Origin of the sequence: Streptomyces sp. NPDC086777 (genome assembly GCF_040702065.1) — a bacterium.
In the GTDB taxonomy this organism is placed as follows: Bacteria; Actinomycetota; Actinomycetes; order Streptomycetales; family Streptomycetaceae; genus Streptomyces.
Window position 1 is genome coordinate 39,881 of record NZ_JBFBJI010000014.1, and the last position, 22,693, is coordinate 62,573.

Consider the following 22,693-nt stretch of genomic DNA (forward strand, 5'->3'; position numbering starts at 1 on the left):
TTGGGGACTCCTACAGGAGGGCTCTTGATCGTACGAGGACTGATCGAACCGTATGTGGTCGGGTCGATCCTTACGCGCGTCAGGGCCCGGGCGGCGCGACCGTGCGCTGCCCGAGCCCTGCTACCGCATCGTGGTGCCTGATCGGCCGATCAGAGCTGTTCGCCGACGAAGACCGTGAGGTCGACGAGGCGGTTGGAGTAGCCCCACTCGTTGTCGTACCAGCCGAGGATCTTCACCGTGTTGCCCTCCTGGACCATGGTCAGGGAGGAATCGAAGGTGCAGGAGGCCGGGTCGCCGACGATGTCCGAGGAGACGATCTCGTCCTCGGTGTACGCCAGGTAGCCCTTCAGGTCGCCGTCCTCGGCGGCCTTCTTGAACGCGGCGTTGACCTCGTCCTTGGTGACCTCGCGCTGCAGCGTCACGACCAGGTCGGTGGCGGAGCCGGTCGGGACCGGGACGCGCATGGCGATGCCGTCCAGCTTGCCCTTGAGCTGCGGGAGGACCAGCGCGGTGGCCTTGGCGGCACCGGTGGTGGTCGGGATGATGTTCTCCGCGGCGGCACGCGCGCGACGCAGGTCCTTGTGCGGGAAGTCCAGGATGCGCTGGTCGTTGGTGTACGCGTGCACCGTCGTCATCAGGCCCTTGACGATGCCGAAGTTCTCGTCGAGGACCTTCGCCATCGGCGCCACGCAGTTGGTGGTGCAGGAGGCGTTGGAGATGACGTGGTGGTTGGCCGCGTCGTACTTGTCCTGGTTGACACCCATGACGATGGTGATGTCCTCGTTCTTGGCCGGAGCCGAGATGAGGACCTTCTTCGCGCCGCCGGCGATGTGCTTGGCGGCGTCGTCCTTGTTGGTGAAGATGCCGGTCGACTCGATGACGATGTCGACGCCCAGGTCGCCCCACGGGATGTCGGCGGGGTTGCGCTCGGACAGCACCTTGATGGTGTGGCCGTCGACGGTGATCGTGTCGGCGGTGTGCGACACCTCGGCCTTGAGGCGGCCCAGGATCGTGTCGTACTTCAGCAGGTGCGCGGTGGTCGCGGTGTCACCCAGGTCGTTGACAGCCACGATCTCGATGTCAGCGCCCTGCTCCAGCAGCGCGCGGAAGTAGTTGCGACCGATACGACCGAAGCCGTTGATGCCTACGCGGATCGTCACGAACCGATCTCCTCGTTGGTACGCCGGCCATGCGGTGCCGGCGAGCTGTATTTGGGATGTCCCCGACCACCCATGACCCTACCTCCCTGAGGCTTCCGTGGTGACATCCAGATGCCCCATACACGGCGAGGCGGTCCGTACCCGCCAGTAGGGGTACGGACCGTCTCGGATCGGTGGTCGGATCGCACCGTTTTGCCACGGAATGCCGACCCGTATGTACCGCCCTTTCACTCGTTCGTGAGCGGGTCGGCTCACTTGTCGCGTGCCGTCGGCGTCAGTTGTCGAGCGCCGTCAACGCCTTCTTCACCAGAGCGGCACGATCGGCCGCGGAACCGACCTGTTCCAGGCCGAAACCGAGCAGCACGGTGCGGTCGGTGGTGACCGCTCCGTACGTCTGGAACAGCGCCCCGGTGCGCTCCCAGTCCTTGAGGACGGCCGGGCTGCCCGCGGGCGGGCCGGCCACGGTCCAGGGGCCGAGGGAGGACTCGAAGCCCTCGGTCTCGGTGGCCGCTCCGCCGAGCACGAGCGAGGCGTCGTCGAGGAGGACGCCGTGCCCGCCGGTGCTCGGGTCGGTGATGTAGCCGATGGAGATCTCGACGGTCTTCCCGGCGTAGGCGCTCAGGTCGAAGCTCACCGGCTGCCAGCCGTCCGAGCTGCCGGTGAAGCTGTTCCAGGCACCGCTGGTGCCGCTCGCGGTGCACCGGCCGTCCGCGATGGTCAGGTAGTGCTTCAGCCACGGGTGCTCGGCGATCAGGAAGCCCGCCCCGCACTCGCTCGGTACGGCACTGCTGGTGGCGCCGCCCCGGTCCGGCAGGGTCGTCCAGTCGTCGGTCCCGACGACGTGCGCCTCGACGACCGCGTGGTCGTAGCCGGGTTCGGTGTCCCACAGCAGCTTGGCGCCGAGGGCCGGCTGCTGGGACGCGGTGACACCGGTGAGGTCGATGGTGCGGGTGAGGCGCTTGTAGGAGTCGTCGGTGTGGACGGCCGCGGCCATGTACGACCCCGAGTACGGCGCGTACGGGTTGACGGTCCCGGCGAACCGGCCGGCGCCCGCGCTGGCGAACTGCGGGTACGTGCCGGGCGCGAGCTCGTCGGAGGTGACCGCGTAGGTCCCGGCCTTGTCGAGCGGGTTCGCGGAGGTGCCGCTCAGGGGGCCGCTGAAGCCGCCCAGGGCGCCCGAGCCCGTGAAGCCGGTGGCCCCGGGTGTCGAGGTGCGGGAGTAGGCGCCCAGGTAGTACTGGCTGAAGTCGTCCGACGGGGTGCCGTCGGCGAGGTTCACACTGCCGCCGGCCAGCTCGCCGGCCTCGATCAGCTTGCCGCCCTCGTTGAGGTAGGCGCGCAGCTGGAGCTGGGTGTCGTTGCCGGGGCCGGCGGTACCTGAGTAGTGGACGACGGTCCTGAAGTGCTTGAGCACGCCGAGCGCGTCGGGCGCGCCCTGGGTGGCGACGTCCCAGACGACCGCCTTGTGCCCGGCCGCCTTCAGCGCGTCGACGTAGGTCTGTGCCTGGGTGGCCCTGGCGCCCTCCTCGGCGACCACCAGGGTGTCCGCCTTGGGCCGCTCGGCGACGGTGTACGTGAAGTGCGGGCTGGAGACCTTCCTGCCGTTCTTCGTCTCACCGGTGAACCACACCTCGACCCTGTCTCCCGGGTCGCCGTCCTTCACCTTGGCCCGGTACTCGTCGAAGTAGAGGTTGTCCTCGCCGCCGTAGGTCTCGCCGCCCTTCCAGTGCTTGAGCGCCGTGTCCCGGGTGCGGCCGCCGTTGACGCGGTACCTGAGCTCCTTGTCGCGGACCGCCTTGCGGACGACGACCGAGACCTCCTGGTCGGCGCCGCGCGAGTACGACGTGGAGAAGGTCGCCGGGGTGAAGTCGGCGGCGCTCAGGCCCACCGAGGAGACCGGCTGGTCGGGGTGGGCGGCGGTCTCGGCGACGGAGAGCGCGAAGGGGACGTTCTTCTCGAACTCGTCCTGGATCAGCTTCTCGTCGTCCGGGTAGTTGAAGACCGACTGGCAGTCGGAGGCGTTCCAGGCGTCGTTCGGGTCGATGTTCGAGGCGGTCTGGCAGGTCGACATCTCGGGGGTGAACATCGCCATGCCGTTGACGTTCGACGCGTGGCCGTCCGCCTCGCCGTTGGTGGTGTACAGCTCCGAGGAGACCTGCGAGTGGTAGCCGGGGATCGCCGGGTTGTCCGGGGTGCCGGCGAGCGCCTTGTAGAGGACGTCGTCCGGGGTCGGGGTGGCCACCTGCCAGCCGACGCCGTAGAGCAGGAGCTCGGCGGCGGAGTGGTAGTTGATGCCGTACGTGAACCCGATCCGCTTCTCGAAGTCGTCCAGCGCCCTGGTCTCGGGCTCGGACTCCGGGCTCGCGCCGCGGTAGGTCTCGCTGGTGGGGTTGGGGGACGACCCCTCGTCGTCGTAGCCCCACTTGTAGCCGAAGTTGCGGTTGAGGTCGACGCCGTCACCCGCGCCGATGACCCCGTCGCCGTTGACGTCCCGCAGGTTCTTGCGCCACAGGCGGGTGTCGGAGTTCTGGAAGGTGTAGTCGTAGCCGTCGGGGTTGGCGGACAGCACGAACCACAGCTCGGTCGAGTCGACGATCTTCTTGATGCGTTTGTCGGTGCCGTAGTGGTCCAGGTAGTAGTGCATCAGCCGGCGGGTCATCTCCGGCGTGATCCACTCGCGGGCGTGCTGGTTGGACATGTACAGCACGGCGGGCTTGGAGCCGTCCTTCGACTTCTTCGCGCCCTTGGTCAGTTTCAGCGCGAGGATGTCCTGCCCGTCGACCGTCCTGCCGATGGACTCGACCTTGGTGAGACCCGGGTTGGCCTGCGCGGTCGCGAGGATCTCCTGTTCGAGCCCGCCGGTGCCGCCGTACGGGCGGAACACGCCCTGGGAGGCGTCTTCGACCCGCAGCTCGGCCTTGGCCGACACCTTGTGCTCGGTGAGGTCGACGCCCTGCTTCGCCAGCTTCTTCGCCTGCTGGTCGGTGAGGTACAGCTCGACTTCCGACGTACCGGATCCGGTGACCTGGTCGCCGAGTTCGTTGCCGTCCTGCCCGGCTTCGAGCAGCAGGGGAATCTGTTTCCTGGTGACGTCGGCGTGGAAGACCTTGACCTGGTCGGGGTCGGGCTTCGGGGAACTCCCGGTCTGCGCCCGCGCCATGGGTGCGAGTGCGGCCGAGCCGATCAGGAGCGCGCCGACAGCGAGGATCGATCTCGCTCTGTGTCTCATGAACCCCCCTAGCGGTGGTTCGCCACGGCGGCGAACTCCTGCCAGGCTCATGACACTTCATGATCCAGTCAAGGGCGCCTCATGGCCAGTTCACGGTGGCTTAAAAGGGATGTAAACGCCGGTGCCGACGACCGTCACGGCCGCCGGCACCGGTGGGGTGACGGTGCCTCAGCCTGCGAGGTTGTCGGCCAGTTCCTCGGAGAGGTTGGCCTCGGTGCCTGGGATACCCAGATCGGACGCGCGCTTGTCGGCCATCGCGAGCAGGCGGCGGATCCGCCCCGCGACGGCGTCCTTGGTGAGCGGCGGGTCGGCGAGCGCGCCCAGCTCCTCCAGGGAGGCCTGCTTGTGCTCCATGCGCAGCCGGCCGGCCGCCGCGAGGTGCTCGGGCACCTCGTCGGCAAGGATCTCCAGGGCCCGCTGGACGCGGGCGCCGGCCGCCACGGCCGCGCGGGCGGAGCGGCGCAGGTTGGCGTCGTCGAAGTTGGCGAGGCGGTTCGCGGTGGCGCGGACCTCGCGGCGCATCCGCCGCTCCTCCCAGGCGAGCACCGACTCGTGCGCGCCGAGACGGGTCAGCAGCGCGCCGATCGCGTCACCGTCACGGACGACCACCCGGTCCACCCCGCGCACCTCACGGGCCTTCGCCGCGATGGACAGCCGGCGGGCGGCACCGACCAGCGCCAGCGCGGCCTCCGGGCCCGGGCAGGTCACCTCCAGGGAGGAGGAGCGGCCCGGCTCGGTCAGCGAGCCGTGCGCCAGGAAGGCGCCGCGCCAGGCCGCCTCGGCGTCGCAGGTGGCCCCGGAGACGACCTGCGGGGGCAGGCCCCGGATCGGCCGTCCCCGGCCGTCCACCAGGCCGGTCTGGCGGGCCAGCTGGTCGCCGCCCGCCACCACCCGTACGACGTACCGGGAACCGCGGCGCAGCCCGCCGGGTGCCATCACGATCAGCTCGGAGCTGTGGCCGAAGATCTCCAGGATGTCCCGCTTGAGGCGCCGGGCCGCCATCGCGGTGTCCAGCTCCGCCTCGATCACGATGCGCCCGCTCACCAGGTGAAGGCCGCCGGCGAACCGCAGAATGGCGGAGACCTCCGCCTTCCGGCAGCAGGTCCGGGTGACGGGTAGCCGGGAGATCTCGTCCTTCACCGCTGCCGTCATCGCCATGGGCCGATCCTTCCATGCATCCGAAAAATACGGTCGTACGCGGCGGCCAACAGCTCCGGGTCGTGCCGGGGTGAACCGTCGGTCCGGGCCACGGGGCTCAGCTCGACCGCGGCTCCCAGCCGCTTGGCGGCCTCGGTGAGCGAGTCGCGGTCGGGCACGGCGGCCTCGTCGGCCAGCACCACGTCCAGGGCGAGTTTAGGGGCGTGTCGCCCCAAAACCTCCAAATGACGCTGCGGTGAGAAGCCCTCGGTTTCTCCCGGCTGCGGTGCCAGGTTCAGCGAGAGGACCTTGCGGGCCTTGGTCTCGGTGAGCGCGTCCAGCAGATCGGGCACGAGCAGGTGCGGAATCACCGACGAGAACCAGGAGCCGGGGCCGAGCACCACCCAGTCCGCGTCCAGGACGGCCGCCACCGCCTCCGGCACGGCCGGCGGGTCGTGCGGCACCAGGTGCACGGACTGCACCTCGCCGGGTGTGAGCGCCACGGTGGCCTGCCCGCGGACGAGGTCCACCTCCTCGGGCCGCTCCGGATCGTGCCCCTTGACCAGGGCCTGCAGCTCCAGCGGCACGGCGGACATCGGCAGCACCCGTCCGTGCGCGCCGAGCAGCCTGCCGACCAGGTCCAGGGCCTGGACGTGGTCGCCGAGCTGCTCCCACAGGGCGACGATCAGCAGATTGCCGACCGCGTGCTCGTGCAGGTCGCCCTTGGACTGGAAGCGGTGCTGGATGACCCGGGCCCAGGTCTGGCCCCAGTCGTCGTCACCGCACAGGGCGGCGAGGGCCTTGCGGAGATCACCCGGCGGGAGCACACCCAGCTCGTCGCGCAGGCGCCCGCTGGAGCCGCCGTCGTCGGCCACGGTGACGACGGCGGTGAGGTCGCCGGTGATCCGGCGCAGGGCGGCGAGCGAGGCGGACAGGCCCATGCCGCCCCCCAGGGCGACCACCTTGGGCTGGGCACCGCGGCGACGCGGCCGGGCGCCGCGGGCCTCGACGGGACGGCCCGCGCGGGACTCGGGCACCATCCGGCGCAGCCTGCTCAGCCGTGGACTGCGCTCGGTCACTCGCGCCCCATGTCCCGGTGCACGACTACGGTCTCCACTCCCTCGGCGGCCAGGCGGGCAGCGAGCTTCTCGGACACGGCGACCGAGCGGTGCTTGCCGCCCGTGCAGCCGATGGCGATCGTCACGTACCGCTTGCCCTCGCGCCGGTACCCGGTCGCGATCAGCCGCAGCAGCTCGGCGTACCGGTCGAGGAATTCCTTGGCACCCGGCTGGTTGAAGACGTACGCCGAGACCTCCTCGTTGAGGCCGGTGTACGGGCGCAGCTCCGGCACCCAGTGCGGGTTGGGCAGGAACCGCATGTCGGCGACCAGGTCGGCGTCGACGGGCAGACCGTACTTGAAGCCGAACGACATCACGGTGGCCCGCAGCTCGGGCTCCTCCTCGCCGGCGAACTGGGCGTCCATCTTGGCGCGCAGCTCGTGCACGTTGAGGCTGGAGGTGTCGATCACCAGGTCGGCGTCGCCGCGCAGCTCGCGCAGCAGCTCCCGCTCGGCGGCGATGCCGTCCACGATCCGGCCGTCGCCCTGGAGGGGGTGCGGGCGGCGCACCGACTCGAAGCGGCGGACCAGCGCGTCGTCGGAGGACTCCAGGAAGACGATCCGGCGGGTGACGCCCCGGCTGTCGAGGTCGGCGAGGGACTCCCGCAGGTTGTCGAAGAAGCGCCGGCCGCGCACGTCGACGACGACCGCGATGCGCGCCACGTTGCCCTGGGAGCGGGCGCCCAGCTCGACCATGGTGGGGATGAGAGCCGGCGGGAGGTTGTCCACGACGAACCAGCCGAGGTCCTCCAGGCACTTCGCCGCCGTGGAACGACCGGCTCCCGACATGCCGGAGATGATCACCAGCTCGGGGATGGCCGCCTCCGGCACCCCGGCAGCGGTGGCGTCCGTACTCACTTCTGCTCCGTTTTCCTGGCCCGCTTCGGCTTGCGCCTCCTGCGGCTGATCCTGGCGCGCCTCGTCGCGCGTTTCCTCGGGCTCGCCCTGCGTTTCGCTGAACGCCGGATCTCGCTGTGCGTCGCGCTCGGTCATCTCTCCTGGCCCCGTCGATCGTCCGGGGCGCCCGCGGGTACGGGCTCCCCCGAGGCGTCCGCCGTCGTCTCGGGCGCCTCGTCTTCCCTGTCATCCATGATCTCTCCGGTCGCCGTGTTCACGGCGGGTGCGGCCGGGGCCGCCTGGGCGAGGGCCACGGCGATGGTCTCGGCCGTCTTGCGGCCTATCCCGGGCACTTCCTGGATCTGCTCGATTGTGGCGGACCGCAGCTTCTTCACCGAGCCGAAATGCTTGATCAACGCCTGTTTGCGGGTTTCGCCGAGCCCCGGTACGTCGTCCAGGGGACTGGAGCGGAAGCGCTTGGCCCGTTTGGCGCGCTGGTAGGTGATGGCGAAGCGGTGCGCCTCGTCCCGGATGCGCTGGAGCAGGTAGAGACCCTCGCTGGTGCGGGGCAGCACCACCGGGTCGTCGTCCTCGGGCAGCCAGACCTCTTCGAGGCGCTTGGCGAGGCCGCAGACGGCGATGTCGTCGATGCCGAGCTCGTCGAGCGCCCGCTTGGCGGCGGCGACCTGCGGCCGGCCGCCGTCGACGACCACGAGCTGGGGCGGGTAGGCGAACTTCTTGGGACGGCCGTCCTCGTCCTTGAAACCGTTGACGTGCCCGGCGCCGGGGTCGGTGTCGGGGCGGCCCTCGCCGTGGGCAGGGGTTTCGGAGGCCGTCGGGGTGCCCGGGTCGGTGACGGCGTCCTCGGCACCGTCCTCAGCCCACTCGCCGGTCCGCTCCTTGTCGGCGAGGTAGCGGCGGAAGCGGCGGGTGATCACCTCGTGCATGGAACGCACGTCGTCCTGGCCGGCGAAGCCCTTGATCTGGAAGCGCCGGTACTCGCTCTTGCGCTGCAGGCCGTCCTCGAAGACGACCATGGAGGCCACGACGTCGTCGCCCTGCAGGTGCGAGATGTCGTAGCACTCGATGCGCAGCGGGGCGCTGTCCAGGTCCAGGGCGTCGGCGATCTCCTCCAGCGCGCGCGACCGCGTGGTGAGGTCGGAGGCGCGCTTGGTCTTGTGCAGGGCGAGCGACTGCTGGGCGTTGCGCTGCACGGTCTCCATCAGCGCCTTCTTGTCGCCGCGCTGCGGGATGCGCAGCGAGACGTTCGACCCGCGGCGGTCGGTGAGCCACTCCTGGACCGGCTCGACCGGCTCGGGCAGGGCCGGGACCAGCACCTCCTTGGGGACGGCGTCGCCGGTCTCCTCGCCGTAGAGCTGCTGGAGGGCGTGCTCGACGAGGGCACCCGTGGTGACGTCCTCCACCTTGTCCGTCACCCAGCCGCGCTGGCCGCGCACGCGTCCGCCGCGCACGTGGAAGATCTGGACGGCCGCCTCCAGCTCGTCCTCCGCGACGGCGACGAGGTCGGCGTCGGTCGCGTCGGCGAGCACGACCGCGTTCTTCTCCATGGCCTTCTTCAGGGCCTCGATGTCGTCGCGCAGCCGGGCGGCCCGCTCGTACTCCATCTCCTCGGCGGCCTCCGTCATCCGCTGCTCCAGACGGCGGAGGTAGGTGCCGGTGCGGCCGGCCATGAAGTCGCAGAACTCCTCGGCCAGTTCGCGATGCTCCTCGGGCTCGATCCGGCCGACGCAGGGGGCCGAGCACTTGCCGATGTAGCCGAGCAGGCAGGGGCGGCCGGTACGGGCGGCGTTCTTGAACACCCCGGCCGAGCAGGTGCGCACCGGGAACACGCGCAGCAGCAGGTCGACGGTGTCCCGGATCGCCCACGCGTGGCCGTACGGCCCGAAGTAGCGCACGCCCTTCTTCTTGTGACCGCGCATCACCTGGACTCGCGGGAACTCCTCGTTCATCGTCACCGCGAGGTAGGGGTAGCTCTTGTCGTCGCGGTACTTCACGTTGAAGCGGGGGTCGTACTCCTTGATCCAGGAGTACTCCAGCTGGAGCGCCTCGACCTCCGTGGACACCACGGTCCACTCCACGGACGCCGCGGTGGTGACCATGGTCCGGGTGCGGGGGTGCAGGCTCGCCAGGTCCTGGAAGTAGTTCGCCAGGCGCTGGCGCAAGCTCTTCGCCTTTCCGACGTAGATCACCCGGCGGTGCTCGTCACGGAACCTGTACACCCCGGGAGTGTCCGGGATCTGTCCCGGCTTGGGGCGGTAGCTGGAGGGGTCGGCCATGTCTCACACCCTACTGGCGCGCACCGACACCGCGACGAGCCTGTGGACACGAGCCTGTGGACAACCGTGGGCCGGGCCGGTCGGGGTAGCCAGGACCCCGGAGACCGCGGAGACGGAGCCGCCGGGACGGAGATCCCGAGCCCACGGGCTGCGGAGGGCCATCCGGTCTGCCAGGGCCTTCGGACGCCCCGGCCGGTGGCACCGGGGGGATTCGCGGCCGGTGAGCGGCCGGGGAGCAGGGGCGCTCCGGCGGCATACCGGCGGCAGGCCGGGGGATCACGGAGGCGCGCGGCGCACTGCCGGAAGTCGGCGCGGGCACTCGACGCCTCCGGGCTGGCACTCCGCGCCTCCGGGCGGGCACGGCGCGCCTCCGGGCGGGCACGGCGCGCCTCCGGGCGGGCACGGCGCGACCGGCCTCTGCGGCCACCCGCTGCCGCATCTGGCCACCCGGCGAACGGATCACGGAATCGGACACCTCGGCGGCTTCGCGAACCGCTCCGGCATGCCGCGGACACGGGCCCGGCGCGCGGCCGGCCCGGCGCGGCCCCACCGCTCGGGACGGATCTTGCTCTGCTTCCTCCCCAAATCGCCCCCTCGTCCGCGAACGGTCTCCGGCCTCCTGGCCGGGAGCGGCACGGCCACGCCCCCACCGTCCCGCCGGTGGCCGGGGTCGTGCCCCGGCCAGGTGGGCGCCCCGGACCGGCCGAAGGTGTTGTCGGGGATTGGTCAACACGCTTCAATGCGGGGGAACTCGGGGCCGTGAGCGACGGCCTGCGGACGCGGCATGCCCAGGTGCGGCCGCCCCGGCGCCGACGGGGTGGCCCCGAACCGCGCCAACGGCCTGACCAGCCGTTGAACCCCCCGACAGAAAGGCCCCCTGCATGCGGCACGGCACACAGCACGCGGACGTCGCAACCGCGGAACTGGACTCGGCCCTGCGTGGCGGCCCCTTCCACGTGGCCCTGCGCGCCGCGATCGCCGCCCGCGGGCTGCCGCTCCAGCGCGTGCAGCACCACCTGTCCCGCTACGGCGTCAAAGTGGGCGTCACCAGCCTGAGTTACTGGCAGCAGGGGGCCCGCCGGCCGCAGCGCCCGGAGTCGCTGCGGGCCGTCCGCGCGCTGGAGGAGATACTCCAGCTCCCGGACGAGTCCCTGATCCGGCTGCTCGCCGAGACCACCGACCAGGAGCCCGCCGCGCGCCGGCCCGCCGGCCGCTCCTACCGCTCCCTGATCGAGGCCTGCGACGCCCTCGACCGGTTCCAGACCGAACTCGGCTGGTCCCTCGACGGCGGCCTGCACACCCTCGGACACCACGAGCGGGTGCGGATCGGCGCCCACCGTGAACTGGCCGCCCGCGAGTCGCAGCACATCGTGCGCGCGCACCGGGACGGCGTCGACCGCTTCGTGGCCGTCCACCACGGCGACCCCGGCTGCGCCCCGCAGCACATGACCGTGCGCGCGCTGGAGAACTGCCGAGCGGGACGTGTCCGTGCGGACGAGGAGACCGGCCTGCTCGTCGCCGAACTCCTCTTCGGCACCCGGCTGCGCTCCGGCGACACCTTCCTCTTCCGCTACGCCGTCGAGGACGGCACGGCCGGTGTCTCACGCGAGTACGTCCGCGGCTTCGGCTTTCCGGGCGGCCAGTACACGCTGCAGGTGCGTTTCGCCGCCGACGCACTGCCGACCGGCTGCCACCGGTTCGCCCAGCACTCGGCGGCGGCCCCCCGCAGCGGCCGCCAGACCCTGCCGCTGAGCGGGCTGCACCGCTCCGTCCACCTGGTCGAGCCGCGGGTGCGGCCGGGACTGCTGGGGATCGGCTGGGACTGGGATTGAACCGGCGCTGACACCTGGTCCCCGGGTCAGGCGCCGGGTCCCGCCACGATCCGGCCGCCCGACTCCTTGACCGGCAGTTCGTTCAGCGGCTCGGTGGCCGGTGACCGCACCACCTTGCCGGTCACGGCGTCGAACTCGCTGCCGTGGCAGGGGCATACCAGGGTCGTGCCCTGGAGTCTGTCGATCGGGCACCCCGCGTGCGTGCAGATCGTGCTGTACGCCTTCAGCGCACCGTCGGCGGAGCGGCTGACGACCAGGTTGTGGTCGCGGTAGAGCCGGGCGCCGCCCTCGGCGACCTCGCTCCCGGCGCCGAGGTCGACCGGCGCGGTCGGCGTGGCGTCCGCGGAGGCCGCGCCGCCGGGTGCCGTGCAGGCGGCCGCCCCCAGTCCGGCGACCGACGTGACGGCCGCTCCGCGCAGGAGGGTACGGCGGCTCGTGAAGGGGCGGGCGGACACGTGGGGCTCCAGGTGGGTCGGGTCGCGGCGGGGGGCGGGTCAGGGCCGGACTTCGGGAGACAGCCGCCCGGAACCACGCGGGAAGACAGTACCTGGGCGGATCGTCCCGCTTCAGGGCGGGGGCGTGGCAGGGGTGGGCTTGCTCGACAGCGCGTAAACGCTTGCGCAAGCGTTTACGCGGCCGGGGCGGATGAGGTAGCTTCCGGCCGGAGGCCCCACGCGGCGGCGCGAGCGGGAACCGATGTGCCGCCAGGCACCGAGGATCCGAGCAGGAAAGCCGACGTGCCGACCGGAACCGGCGGCCCGAGCCGGAACCACAGAGCCCTCGCCCGGGCCGGAAGCGACAAGGGGAGCTCCCATGCCCACCATGGCCGACGTCGCCCGCAGCGCCGGTGTCTCCGTGGCGACCGTCTCCCATGTGCTGAACGAGACCCGCCCGGTGCTGCCCCACACGCGCCAGGCCGTGCTCGACGCCATCGAGGAACTGGGCTACACACCCAACACCCTCGCCCGCTCCCTGGTCACGTCCCGCACCCGTTCCATCGGGCTCGCGGTGTCGGCGATCAGCAACCCCTACTTCACGGAGATCCTCCAGGGCGTCGAGGCAGCCGTCCTGGAGCACGGCTACAGCCTGCTCATCGCCGACCCGCACGACGACGCCGAGCACGAACGCAAGGTCGTCCAGCTCCTCCACGAACGCCGCGTCGACGGCGTGATCGTCGCTCCCTCCGCCGACCCGCGCGCACTCCTCGCCTACCTCGGCCGTCATGCCGTACCGGCCGTCCTCCTCGACCGGGTCGTCGACGCCCACGGGGACACCGCCTCGCCCTTCGACCAGGTCTGTGCCGAGAACACCGAGCCGACGGCCCGGCTCGTCACCCACCTGGCCGGTCTCGGGCACCGCCGGATCGGCCTGGTCGCGGGGCTGCCCGGGCTGAGCACCACCGGCGAGCGGGTCGCCGGCTACCGGCAGGGGCTGGCCGCGGCCGGGCTGCCGCCGGACGAGGACCTGATCGTCCCGGGCAACTCGGAGGCCGCGGGTGCCGAGCAGGCCACCGCCGCCCTGCTGTCGCTCGCCGTCCCGCCCACGGCACTGGTCACCGCCAACAACGCGATGACCATCGGCGCCCTGCGCGCCCTGCGCACACGGGGCCTCTCCGTACCGGACGGCATCGCCCTGTGCTGCTTCGACGACTTCGCCTGGGCCGACCTCTTCTCGCCCCGGCTCACCGCCATCGCCCAGCCCAGCAGGGAACTCGGCGCCGAGGCGGTCCGGGTGCTCCTGGAACGGCTGGCCGCACCCGGCCGGCCCGCCCGGACCGTACGGCTCCCCTGCACCTTCGTGCACCGGACGTCGTGCGGGTGCCGGGAGGAGGGGGCCGCGACCGCCCCCACGGGGACCCGCACCGTCCCCAGCACGCCCAACGCCCCTCAGCACCCTGGGAAAGGAACCCTCTCGTGATCGTCGTCGCCGGTGAAGCACTGATCGACCTGGTACCGCAAGGCACGGGCGCCCTCGCGGCCCTGCAGCCGGCGCTCGGCGGCGGTCCGTACAACACGGCCGTGGCCCTCGGCCGCCTGGGCTCCGCCACCGCGTTCTGCTCCCGTGCCTCCGGCGATGCCTTCGGCGAGGCCCTGCTGGACGGGCTGCGGCAGGCCGGTGTGGACGTCTCCCTTGTGGAACGCGGCCCGGAACCGACCACCCTCGCGGCCGCCACGATCGACCCGCGGGGCTCCGCCTCCTACTCCTTCTACGTCGAGGGCACGGCCGACCGCCTGTTCACCACCCCCGCCGTCCTCCCCTCGACGACCCGGGCCGTCTCCTTCGGGACCCTCTCGCTGGTCCTGGAACCGGGGGCGAGCGCCTATGAGGAGCTGATGCGGGACGCGGCCGGTCAGGGCCTGTTCACCGCACTGGACCCGAACATCCGGGCGGGTCTCATCGCCGATCCGGACGCCTATCGGGCCCGTTTCAAGAGCTGGCTGCCCTCGGTGACCCTCCTCAAGCTCTCGGAGGAGGACGCCCTGTGGCTGGGCGGCACCCCGCACGAATGGCTGGCGGCGGGGCCCTCGGCCGTGGTGATCACCCACGGCGGTGACGGTCTCAGTGCCTTCACCCGCGACGGCACCGTGTACGCCGTCCCCGGTGAGGAGGTCGCCGTCGTGGACACGATCGGCGCCGGTGACACGGTGAACGCGGCCCTGTTGCACGGTCTGGCAGCTCAGGACGCCCTGTCCGCCGACGCGCTCCTGGGACTGGGCGCGGACGGGTGGACGCGGCTGCTGCGCTTCGCGGCGCGGGCGGCCGCGATCACCTGCTCCCGGGCGGGGGCGGAACCGCCCTACGCCTCCGAAGTCGAGGGCTTCTCTCTCTGACTCTCTGTTGAGGGGTCAAGGTCCGTCATGGCCGCGGAAATCGGGCGGCTGATGGTGGAACGAGCGGTGCCCCGCGGGAAGTTCCCGCGGGGCACCGCACTTTTCCGGATTTTTCCGAACCCGTCGCCGAGGGTCCTCAGGCCTTGCGGGCCCGTGTCGCCTTCTTCGCGGGCGCCGCCTTCTTCGTCGCTCCGGCCGCCTTCTTCGTGGCCGCGGCGTCGGTCTTGGCGGTCGCCGTCCTTCTCGTGGTCGACTTCGCCGCGACGGTCTTCTTCGCCGCGACCGTCTTCCTGGCCGCCGTCTTGCGCGGCGCCTTGACCGAGCTGGCGTCGCTGACGCGGTCGGCGCCGAGGATCTCGCGCAGGAACTTGCCGGTGTGGCTGGCCGGGACCGCCGCGATCTCCTCGGGGGTGCCCTCCGCGACGACGAGTCCGCCGCCGGCACCGCCCTCCGGGCCCATGTCGACGACCCAGTCCGCGGTCTTGATCACGTCGAGGTTGTGCTCGATGACGATGACCGTGTTGCCCTTGTCGACGAGGCCGCCGAGGACCTTCAGCAGCTTGCTGATGTCCTCGAAATGCAGACCGGTGGTCGGCTCGTCGAGGACGTAGACCGTGCGGCCGGTGGAGCGCTTCTGCAGTTCGCTGGCGAGCTTCACACGCTGCGCCTCGCCGCCGGACAGGGTGGTGGCGGACTGACCGAGGCGGACGTAGCCGAGGCCGACGTCCTTCAGCGTGTTCAGGTGGCGGGCGATCGAGGGGACGGCCTCGAAGAACGCCGTGGCCTCCTCGATCGGCATGTTCAGGACCTCGGAGATGGACTTGCCCTTGTAGTGGACCTCCAGGGTCTCCCGGTTGTACCGGGCACCGTGGCAGACCTCGCACGGGACGTAGACGTCCGGGAGGAAGTTCATCTCGATCTTGATGGTGCCGTCGCCCGCGCAGTTCTCGCAGCGGCCGCCCTTGACGTTGAAGGAGAAGCGGCCCGGCAGGTAGCCGCGGACCTTCGCCTCGGTGGTCTCGGCGAACAGCTTGCGGATGTGGTCGAAGACGCCGGTGTACGTCGCCGGGTTGGACCGCGGGGTACGGCCGATGGGCGACTGGTCGACGTGCACGACCTTGTCGACGAGGTCGTCGCCGTCCACACGCGTGTGCCGGCCGGGGACGTTCCGCGCACCGTTCAGCTCGCGGGCCAGGTGCGTGTACAGGATGTCGTTGACCAGCGTCGACTTGCCGGATCCCGACACGCCCGTGACGGCCGTGAACACGCCCAGCGGGAAGGACACGTCGATGTCCTGGAGGTTGTTCTCGCGGGCGCCGTGCACGGTGAGCCGGCGGGACGGGTCCTGCGGGCGGCGGATGTCCGGCAGCGGGATCGACTTCCTGCCGGACAGGTACTGGCCGGTCTGCGACTCCTCGTTGACCAGCAGTTCCTTCAGGGAGCCGCTGTGCACGACGTTGCCGCCGTGCTCGCCGGCGCCGGGACCGATGTCGACGACCCAGTCGGCGACCTTGATGGTGTCCTCGTCGTGCTCGACGACGATGAGCGTGTTGCCCATGTCACGCAGCCGGACCAGGGTCTCGATCAGCCGGTGGTTGTCGCGCTGATGCAGGCCGATCGACGGCTCGTCGAGGACGTACAGGACGCCGACGAGGCCGGAGCCGATCTGCGTGGCCAGGCGGATGCGCTGGGCCTCGCCGCCGGAGAGGGTGCCGGCCGCGCGGTTCAGCGAGAGGTAGTCCAGGCCGACGTCGACCAGGAACTTCAGCCGCTCGTTGACCTCCTTGAGCACCCGCTCGGCGATCTTCTTGTCGCGGGCGTTGAGCCTGAGCTCGCCCAGGAAGTCCGCGCAGTCGCTGATCGACATCGCCGCGACCTCGGCGATCGACTTGTCCATGATCGTGACCGCGAGGACGATCGGCTTCAGGCGGGTGCCCTGGCAGGTCGGGCAGGGCACCTCGCGCATGTAGCCCTCGAAGCGTTCACGGCTGGCGTCGCTCTCGGCCTCGCTGTGCCGGCGCTTGACGAACGGCACGGCACCCTCGAAGGGCGTGGTGTACACGCGCTCGCGGCCGTACCGGTTGCGGTAGCGGACCTCGATCTGGGTCTTGTGGCCGTAGAGCAGGGCCTTCTTCGCGCGCTGCGGCAGCCCGGCGAAGGGGATGTCGGTGCGGAAGCCCAGAGCGTCCGCGAGGGCGCCGATCAGGCGGCCGAAGTAGTCCTTGGTGTGCCCGTGCGACCAGGGGTGGATGGCACCCTCGTCGAGCGACTTGTCCTCGTCCGGAACGATCAGCTCCGGATCGACCTCCATGCGCGTGCCGATGCCGGTGCACTCGGGGCAGGCGCCGAAGGGCGAGTTGAAGGAGAAGGAGCGGGGCTCCAGCTCCTCGAAGGACAGGTCGTCGTACGGGCAGTACAGGTGCTCCGAGTACATGCGCTCGCGCTCCGGGTCGTCCTCGGGGAGGTCGACGAAGTCGAGCACGACCATGCCGCCGGACAGGCCGAGCGCGGTCTCCACGGAGTCGGTGAGGCGCCGCTTGGCGGTGTCCTTCACCGTGAGGCGGTCGACTACCACCTCGATGGTGTGCTTCTCCTGCTTCTTCAGGGTCGGCGGCTCGGAGAGCTGGACGGTCTCGCCGTCCACGCGCGCGCGGGAGTAGCCCTTGGTCTGGAGGTCGGCGAAGAGATCGACGAACTCGCCCTTGCGCTCGCGTACCAGCGGCGAGAGCACCTGGAAGCGGCTCCCCTCGGGCAGCTCCAGGACCTTGTCCACGATGGCCTGCGGCGACTGGCGGGAGATCGGGCGGCCGCACTCGGGGCAGTGCGGCTTGCCGATGCGCGCGAAGAGCAGCCGGAGGTAGTCGTAGACCTCGGTGATGGTGCCGACCGTCGAGCGCGGGTTGCGCGAGGTCGACTTCTGGTCGATGGACACCGCGGGGGACAGGCCCTCGATGAAGTCCACGTCCGGCTTGTCCATCTGCCCGAGGAACTGACGGGCGTACGAGGAGAGCGACTCCACGTAGCGGCGCTGGCCCTCGGCGAAGATCGTGTCGAAGGCAAGGGAGGACTTGCCCGACCCGGACAGACCCGTGAAGACGATGAGCGAGTCACGAGGCAGGTCGAGCGAGACGTTCTTCAGGTTGTGCTCGCGCGCGCCACGGACGATGAGACGGTCGGCCACAGCCGGTCCGCACCTTTCTTGAGAGAAGTGACAGGGGCAGGGCCCCGTGCTTCTTCAGACTAGGGGGAGCCACTGACAACGCCGGTCGGATTCCTGGATGCGTAAACAATCCCGGACCATCCAGCATGCCCGACGCCGCCACCGACGATATAGCACGCGCATTCGATTTACGGAGCCCGAGCGAAACCTTCACCCGAACGTGTGGCGGGGCTACTGTCAGTCCCATGATTGATCACGCTCATGACCTGGCGTCTGTACACGAAGCGACCGAACGGCTCCTCACCGCGGTCGCCGCACTGGACAACGCGGCCGGCGCGCGACCGTCACGGCTGCCCGGCTGGACGGTCGGCCACGTCCTGGCCCACCTCGCCCGCAACGCGGACGCGCTCGGCAACGTCCTGGACGGACGTCCCATGTACGTCTCCGCCGAGGCGCGGGACGCCGACATCGACCGTGACGCGCCGCGCGCGCTCGGCGTCCAGATCGAAGACCTGCGCGAGAGCCACGCCGGATTCCGGGCCCGGGCGGCCGAGCCCGCGGACTGGACGCGCACCGTGGAGCTGCGCAACGGGGTCACCGACCTCGCTTCCCGGGTGCCGTTCCGCCGCTGGGCCGAGGTCGAGCTGCACCATGTCGATCTCGGGATCGGGTACGAGCTGGAGGACCTTCCGGCGGAGTTCACCGAGCGGGAGATCGACTTCCTGGCGGACCGCTTCGGCGGGCACCAGGACGTCCCGTCGACCGGTCTGCGCAGTCACACCGGCCAGGTCTGGACCACGGGCGGTGGCGCGCCGGGAGACCCGGTCGCCGTCGAGGGCTCCGCCGCCGACCTGCTGGGCTGGCTCGCCGGCCGCCGCGACGGCTCGGCGCTGATCGTGAAGGGCGGCGCCCTGCCCGCGCTTCCACCGCTGTAGCGCCGGTGCGGCGCGCGGCACATCCGCACGCGCTCCCCGCTATAGGCTGATCGCCATGACGTACAGCGGAGAGGTGACGGTCGGCGGACCGGCGGACGTGCACGAGCTCAAGGACCTGATGATCACCAAGATCGCGGTCGGGCCGATGGACAACAACGCCTATCTGCTGCGCTGCCGCGCCACCGACGAGCAGCTGCTGATCGACGCGGCCAACGACGCGGAGACGCTCCTCGGCACGATCGGTGACGACGGCATCGCGTCCGTCGTCACCACGCATCAGCACGGCGACCACTGGCAGGCGCTGGCCGAGGTCGTCGCCGCGACCGGCGCGCGGACGTACGCGGGCCGGGAGGACGCCCCCGGCATCCCGGTCGCCACCGACGTCCTGGTCGGCGACGGGGACGTGATCCGGGTCGGCCGCGTCGAGCTGACCGCCCGCCACCTGGTCGGCCACACCCCGGGCTCCATCGCCCTGGTCTACGACGACCCGCACGGCCATCCCCACGTCTTCACCGGCGACTGCCTCTTCCCCGGCGGGGTCGGCAACACGCGCAAGGACGCGAAGGCCTTCGCGAGCCTGATCCACGACGTCGAGACGAAGATCTTCGACGCGCTGCCGGACGAGACCTGGGTGTACCCGGGGCACGGCAACGACACCACGCTGGGCACGGAACGCCCGCACCTGCCGGAGTGGCACGCGCGCGGCTGGTGAGTGCGCGGGGCGCCGGTGGTGAGCAAGGGGCGCGCGGATTCGTCGTGCGCCCCGTGTGAACGGTTCGCACGGACGAGCCTGCGGCGCACGCTCCCCGCGCGCGCCGTCGCGCGGTCAACTGGTGGCAGCCCCGCACAGGATGACGGCTCCTGCGCGGTACGGGCCGCCGGCCATCATTCCCCGCCCTCGGCCGGCGGCCCAGGCGTGTCCACTCCCCCACGCGCAGCGTTCACAAGACCGCAACACCCGTTCCCAGTATGCGGACAAACACCCGCTTGACGTGGACAAACGCAGCGTTCGCTGTCACTCTCCCGCCATGCACCCTGCCCCGAGCGCACTGCGCCGCGCTGCCGCCGCCGCCACCATAGCCCTGCTCGCCACCGCCGTCGGCTGCGCACCACAGCCGGACGACAAGGCGTCCGGCGGGTCCTCCTCGTCGGCCGGAACCACCTGCGCCAAGGGCAAGTTGGCCACCCGGACCTCCGGCAAGCTGACCATCGCGACGGACGAACCGGCCTACGAGCCGTGGTTCAAGGACGACAAGCCGGCCAACGGCGAGGGGTTCGAGTCGGCGGTCGCCTACGCCGTGGCGAAGCAGCTGGGGTACGACAAGAGCGCGGTCGTCTGGCAGAGCGTGCCGTTCAACAAGGCGTTCGCGCCCGGTGTGAAGACCTTCGACTTCGACATCAACCAGGTGTCCATCAGCGCAGAGCGCAAGAAGGCCGTGGACTTCTCGTCCGGCTACTACGACGTGCGTCAGGCGGTCGTCGCGCTCAAGGGCAGCAAGGCCGCCAAGGCGACCGGCATCGCGGATCTGAAGAGTCTCAAGCTGGGCGCCCAGGTCGGCACGACCAGCCTGAACTACATCAGCAACGTGGTGAAGCCGTCGCAGGAGGCGGCCGCGTTCTCCAAGAACGACCAGGCCGTCTCGGCACTCAAGAACGGCCAGGTGGACGCGATCGTCGTCGACCTGCCGACCGCCTTCTACATCACCGCGGCCCAGGTGACGAACGCCAAGATCGTCGGCCAGTTCGAGAACCAGGGCGACACCCCCGAGCAGTTCGGGCTCGTACTCGACAAGGGCAGCGGCCTCACGTCCTGCGTGACGTCGGCCGTGGACGCCCTGCGCAAGGACGGCACCCTGGCCGGGCTGGAGAAGCAGTGGCTGTCCGACGCCGTCGACGCTCCGGTGCTCAAGTGACGGTCACCAAGGACGAGTCCAGCCAGGAGGGCGCGGACGACAAGGGCGACATGCCGGCCGTCGGCGCCGGCGCCGACGCTTACACCCCCTCCGGACGGCGGCTGGAGCGGGAGCGCTACAAGCGTGCCCGCGCCCGTCGCGCGACCGCGATCGCCGCGCTGTCGACCCTGGTCACGGCAGTCTTCCTCTACCTGGTCGTGGTCAGCGCGCCGGGCTGGGAGCGCACCAAGGAGACCTTCTTCGACGGGCAGTACGCGCGCGAGGCGCTCCCGAAGGTCCTCGAAGGCCTGTGGCTCAACGTCCGGCTGCTGCTGATCTGCGGCGTGGTGGTGCTCGTCCTCGGCATGCTGATCGCCGTCGCCCGTACGCTGCCGGGGCCGGTCTTCTTCCCCCTGCGCGCGCTGGCGGCGGCCTACACGGACTTCTTCCGCGGTCTGCCGCTGATCATCAATCTGATGATCGTGGTCTTCGGGGTGCCCGCGCTGCGCCTCCAGGGCGTGACCGTCGACCCCGTGCTGCTGGGCGGTACGGCGCTGACGCTGACGTACTCCGCCTATGTCGCCGAGGTGTTCCGCGCGGGCATCGAGTCGGTGCACCCCTCGCAGCGCGCCGCGGCCCGCTCGCTGGGGCTGACCAACCGGCAGGCGCTGCGGTACGTGGTGCTCCCCCAGGCCGTGCGCCGTCAGGTGCCGCCCCTGCTGAACGACCTGGTGTCGCTGCAGAAGGACACCGGGCTCGTCTCCATCGGCGGCGCCATCGACGCCGTACGGGCGTCCGACATCATCGCCCAGCGCAGCCTCAACTACACGCCGTACATCGTCGCCGGGCTGGTCTTCGTGGCGCTCACCATCCCGATGACCCGTTTCACGGACTGGGTGACGGCCCGGATGGACCGGCGACGGGCCCAGGGAGGATCCGTATGAGCGACGCACCTGTGCTGCGCATGGAGGCCGTCCGCAAGACGTTCGGCGACTCCGTCGTACTGCGGGACGTGGACCTGGAGGTCGCCCCGCACACGGTGACCGCGCTGATCGGCGCCTCCGGGTCCGGCAAGTCGACGTTGCTGCGCTGCGCCAACCTCCTGGAGGAGATCGACGACGGCGCGATCTGGCTGGACGGCGAGGAGATCACCGACCCGCGTGCCGACCAGGACGCGGTGCGCCGCCGTATCGGCGTGGTCTTCCAGGCGTACAACCTCTTCCCGCACATGACCGTGCTGGACAACATCACCCTGGCACCGCGCCGGGTGCACGGCGTCTCCCGCTCCGAGGCCGAGCAGCGGGCCGGGGAACTGCTCGAACGCCTCGGACTGGGCGACAAGGCCGGCGCCTATCCCGACCGGCTGAGCGGCGGTCAGCAGCAGCGGGTGGCGATCGTGCGCGCCCTGGCGGTACGGCCCCGGCTGCTGCTGCTCGACGAGATCACCGCCGCCCTCGACCCGGAACTGGTGGGCGAGGTGCTCACCGTGGTCCGTGACCTCAAGGGCGAGGGGATGACCATGGTCCTCGCCACGCACGAGATGGGCTTCGCGCGGGACGTCGCCGACCAGGTCTGCTTCCTCGACGGCGGTGTCGTACTCGAACGCGGTACCGCCGATCAGGTGTTCGGCGACCCGCAGCAGGAGCGCACCCGGCGCTTCCTGCGGCGGATCGTGGAAGCCGGCCGGCTCTGAGGCGCTACGCGTCCGCGGTGGCGGCGCCGACCAGTGCCGCCACCCGCTCCACGCCGAACACATAGCCCTGCACGCCGCACCCGGCGATCACTCCGTCGGCGCGCAGGGAGACGTAGGAGTGGTGCCGGAACGACTCGCGCTTGTGGATGTTGGAGATGTGGACCTCCAGCACCGGCAGGCCGTCGCAGGTGCTGAGGGCGTCCAGGATCGCGACCGAGGTGTGCGAGTAGGCGCCCGGGTTGATGACGATCCCGCAGTGACCGAGCCGTGCCTCGTGGATCCAGTCGACCAGTTCGCCCTCGTGGTTGGACTGCCGGAAGTCCACGGTGCCGCCGTGCGCGGCCGCCGCCTTGGCACACAGGGCCTCGATGTCCGCGAGGGTGTCGGAGCCGTAGATCTCGGGCTGACGCTGGCCGAGCAGGTTCAGGTTGGGCCCGTTGAGGATCATGATCGGGGCGTTGGCCAGGGTGCGGGGCACGATTCCTCCGGTCCGTGGGACAAACTCGGTGCGACATCCATGGAAGCGGCGAACGGCCCGGGAGGACCGCTGCTCGGTCCGGTCTATCACGGTGC

At 70.9% G+C, this 22,693-nt stretch carries 17 protein-coding genes; 8 read left to right on the forward strand and 9 right to left on the reverse strand.

What is annotated here, in order from left to right; genetic code table 11:
• Positions 1 to 149: 149 nt before the first annotated feature.
• The 6 genes from gap to uvrC form a co-directional block, all read right to left on the reverse strand.
• Complete coding sequence (gene gap / locus AB0472_RS20755; RefSeq protein ID WP_351705280.1) at positions 150 to 1,160, reverse strand: type I glyceraldehyde-3-phosphate dehydrogenase; 1,011 nt, start codon at positions 1,158 to 1,160, stop codon at positions 150 to 152.
• A gap of 274 nt (positions 1,161 to 1,434) precedes the next feature.
• Positions 1,435 to 4,389: a M14 family zinc carboxypeptidase gene (locus AB0472_RS20760; RefSeq protein ID WP_366357938.1), complete on the reverse strand. Its 2,955-nt coding sequence runs from the start codon at positions 4,387 to 4,389 to the stop codon at positions 1,435 to 1,437.
• A 168-nt stretch (positions 4,390 to 4,557) separates the two neighbouring features.
• Entirely contained in the window at positions 4,558 to 5,547 is a 990-nt protein-coding gene (gene whiA, locus AB0472_RS20765) for a DNA-binding protein WhiA (RefSeq protein WP_089100932.1), read from the reverse strand.
• Complete coding sequence (gene yvcK, locus AB0472_RS20770; RefSeq protein WP_093504485.1) at positions 5,538 to 6,605, reverse strand: uridine diphosphate-N-acetylglucosamine-binding protein YvcK; 1,068 nt, start codon at positions 6,603 to 6,605, stop codon at positions 5,538 to 5,540. Before yvcK ends, whiA begins: the two co-directional genes overlap by 10 nt.
• Positions 6,602 to 7,636, reverse strand: coding sequence for an RNase adapter RapZ (gene rapZ, locus AB0472_RS20775; protein ID WP_366357939.1), 1,035 nt, complete (start codon positions 7,634 to 7,636; stop codon positions 6,602 to 6,604). Before rapZ ends, yvcK begins: the two co-directional genes overlap by 4 nt.
• A complete protein-coding gene (uvrC, locus tag AB0472_RS20780; RefSeq protein ID WP_366357940.1) occupies positions 7,633 to 9,777 on the reverse strand; it encodes an excinuclease ABC subunit UvrC in 2,145 nt (714 codons plus the stop codon). The genes rapZ and uvrC overlap by 4 nt, the downstream gene beginning before the upstream one ends.
• 881 nt (positions 9,778 to 10,658) lie before the next feature.
• On the opposite strand from uvrC, the gene AB0472_RS20785 reads away from it, so the two are divergent.
• Positions 10,659 to 11,609: a hypothetical protein gene (locus AB0472_RS20785; RefSeq protein ID WP_366357941.1), complete on the forward strand. Its 951-nt coding sequence runs from the start codon at positions 10,659 to 10,661 to the stop codon at positions 11,607 to 11,609.
• Between the two features lie 26 nt (positions 11,610 to 11,635).
• Here the strand turns inward: AB0472_RS20785 and AB0472_RS20790 are convergent, their stop codons facing one another.
• A complete protein-coding gene (locus tag AB0472_RS20790) occupies positions 11,636 to 12,064 on the reverse strand; it encodes a Rieske 2Fe-2S domain-containing protein (RefSeq protein ID WP_366357942.1) in 429 nt (142 codons plus the stop codon).
• A gap of 358 nt (positions 12,065 to 12,422) precedes the next feature.
• Between AB0472_RS20790 and AB0472_RS20795 the strand changes: the two genes are divergently transcribed.
• Complete coding sequence (locus AB0472_RS20795) at positions 12,423 to 13,526, forward strand: LacI family DNA-binding transcriptional regulator (protein WP_366357943.1); 1,104 nt, start codon at positions 12,423 to 12,425, stop codon at positions 13,524 to 13,526.
• Complete coding sequence (locus tag AB0472_RS20800) at positions 13,523 to 14,440, forward strand: carbohydrate kinase (protein WP_366357944.1); 918 nt, start codon at positions 13,523 to 13,525, stop codon at positions 14,438 to 14,440. Before AB0472_RS20795 ends, AB0472_RS20800 begins: the two co-directional genes overlap by 4 nt.
• A 136-nt stretch (positions 14,441 to 14,576) precedes the next feature.
• Here the strand turns inward: AB0472_RS20800 and uvrA are convergent, their stop codons facing one another.
• Entirely contained in the window at positions 14,577 to 17,621 is a 3,045-nt protein-coding gene (gene uvrA / locus AB0472_RS20805; protein ID WP_366357945.1) for an excinuclease ABC subunit UvrA, read from the reverse strand.
• 224 nt (positions 17,622 to 17,845) lie between these two features.
• On the opposite strand from uvrA, the gene AB0472_RS20810 reads away from it, so the two are divergent.
• The 5 genes from AB0472_RS20810 (at position 17,846) to AB0472_RS20830 (ending at position 22,120) form a co-directional block, all read left to right on the forward strand.
• Positions 17,846 to 18,535, forward strand: a complete 690-nt coding sequence (locus tag AB0472_RS20810) for a maleylpyruvate isomerase family mycothiol-dependent enzyme (RefSeq protein ID WP_366357946.1) — start codon at positions 17,846 to 17,848, stop codon at positions 18,533 to 18,535.
• Between the two features lie 55 nt (positions 18,536 to 18,590).
• On the forward strand, positions 18,591 to 19,247 hold the full coding sequence (locus tag AB0472_RS20815) for an MBL fold metallo-hydrolase (RefSeq protein WP_366357947.1): 657 nt from the start codon (positions 18,591 to 18,593) through the stop codon (positions 19,245 to 19,247).
• A 316-nt stretch (positions 19,248 to 19,563) separates the two neighbouring features.
• Complete coding sequence (locus AB0472_RS20820) at positions 19,564 to 20,448, forward strand: ABC transporter substrate-binding protein (protein ID WP_366357948.1); 885 nt, start codon at positions 19,564 to 19,566, stop codon at positions 20,446 to 20,448.
• Positions 20,445 to 21,371 carry an amino acid ABC transporter permease gene (locus AB0472_RS20825; protein ID WP_366357949.1) on the forward strand — a complete coding sequence of 309 codons (927 nt, stop codon included), beginning with the start codon at positions 20,445 to 20,447 and terminating at the stop codon, positions 21,369 to 21,371. The genes AB0472_RS20820 and AB0472_RS20825 overlap by 4 nt, the downstream gene beginning before the upstream one ends.
• Complete coding sequence (locus AB0472_RS20830) at positions 21,368 to 22,120, forward strand: amino acid ABC transporter ATP-binding protein (protein WP_366357950.1); 753 nt, start codon at positions 21,368 to 21,370, stop codon at positions 22,118 to 22,120. The genes AB0472_RS20825 and AB0472_RS20830 overlap by 4 nt, the downstream gene beginning before the upstream one ends.
• Before the next feature lie 4 nt (positions 22,121 to 22,124).
• Here the strand turns inward: AB0472_RS20830 and aroQ are convergent, their stop codons facing one another.
• Entirely contained in the window at positions 22,125 to 22,598 is a 474-nt protein-coding gene (gene aroQ, locus AB0472_RS20835) for a type II 3-dehydroquinate dehydratase (protein WP_366357951.1), read from the reverse strand.
• Between the last annotated feature and the right edge of the window lie 95 nt (positions 22,599 to 22,693).

Excerpts from the sequence above, each read along its gene's own strand:
- AB0472_RS20760 (WP_366357938.1), bottom strand. The coding sequence starts at position 4,389 with ATGAGACACAGAGCGAGATCGATCCTCGCTGTCGGCGCGCTCCTGATC.
- whiA (WP_089100932.1), bottom strand. The coding sequence starts at position 5,547 with ATGGCGATGACGGCAGCGGTGAAGGACGAGATCTCCCGGCTACCCGTC.
- rapZ (WP_366357939.1), bottom strand. The coding sequence starts at position 7,636 with ATGACCGAGCGCGACGCACAGCGAGATCCGGCGTTCAGCGAAACGCAG.
- uvrC (WP_366357940.1), bottom strand. The coding sequence starts at position 9,777 with ATGGCCGACCCCTCCAGCTACCGCCCCAAGCCGGGACAGATCCCGGAC.
- AB0472_RS20785 (WP_366357941.1), top strand. The coding sequence starts at position 10,659 with ATGCGGCACGGCACACAGCACGCGGACGTCGCAACCGCGGAACTGGAC.
- AB0472_RS20795 (WP_366357943.1), top strand. The coding sequence starts at position 12,423 with ATGCCCACCATGGCCGACGTCGCCCGCAGCGCCGGTGTCTCCGTGGCG.
- AB0472_RS20810 (WP_366357946.1), top strand. The coding sequence starts at position 17,846 with ATGATTGATCACGCTCATGACCTGGCGTCTGTACACGAAGCGACCGAA.
- AB0472_RS20815 (WP_366357947.1), top strand. The coding sequence starts at position 18,591 with ATGACGTACAGCGGAGAGGTGACGGTCGGCGGACCGGCGGACGTGCAC.
- AB0472_RS20820 (WP_366357948.1), top strand. The coding sequence starts at position 19,564 with ATGCACCCTGCCCCGAGCGCACTGCGCCGCGCTGCCGCCGCCGCCACC.
- AB0472_RS20830 (WP_366357950.1), top strand. The coding sequence starts at position 21,368 with ATGAGCGACGCACCTGTGCTGCGCATGGAGGCCGTCCGCAAGACGTTC.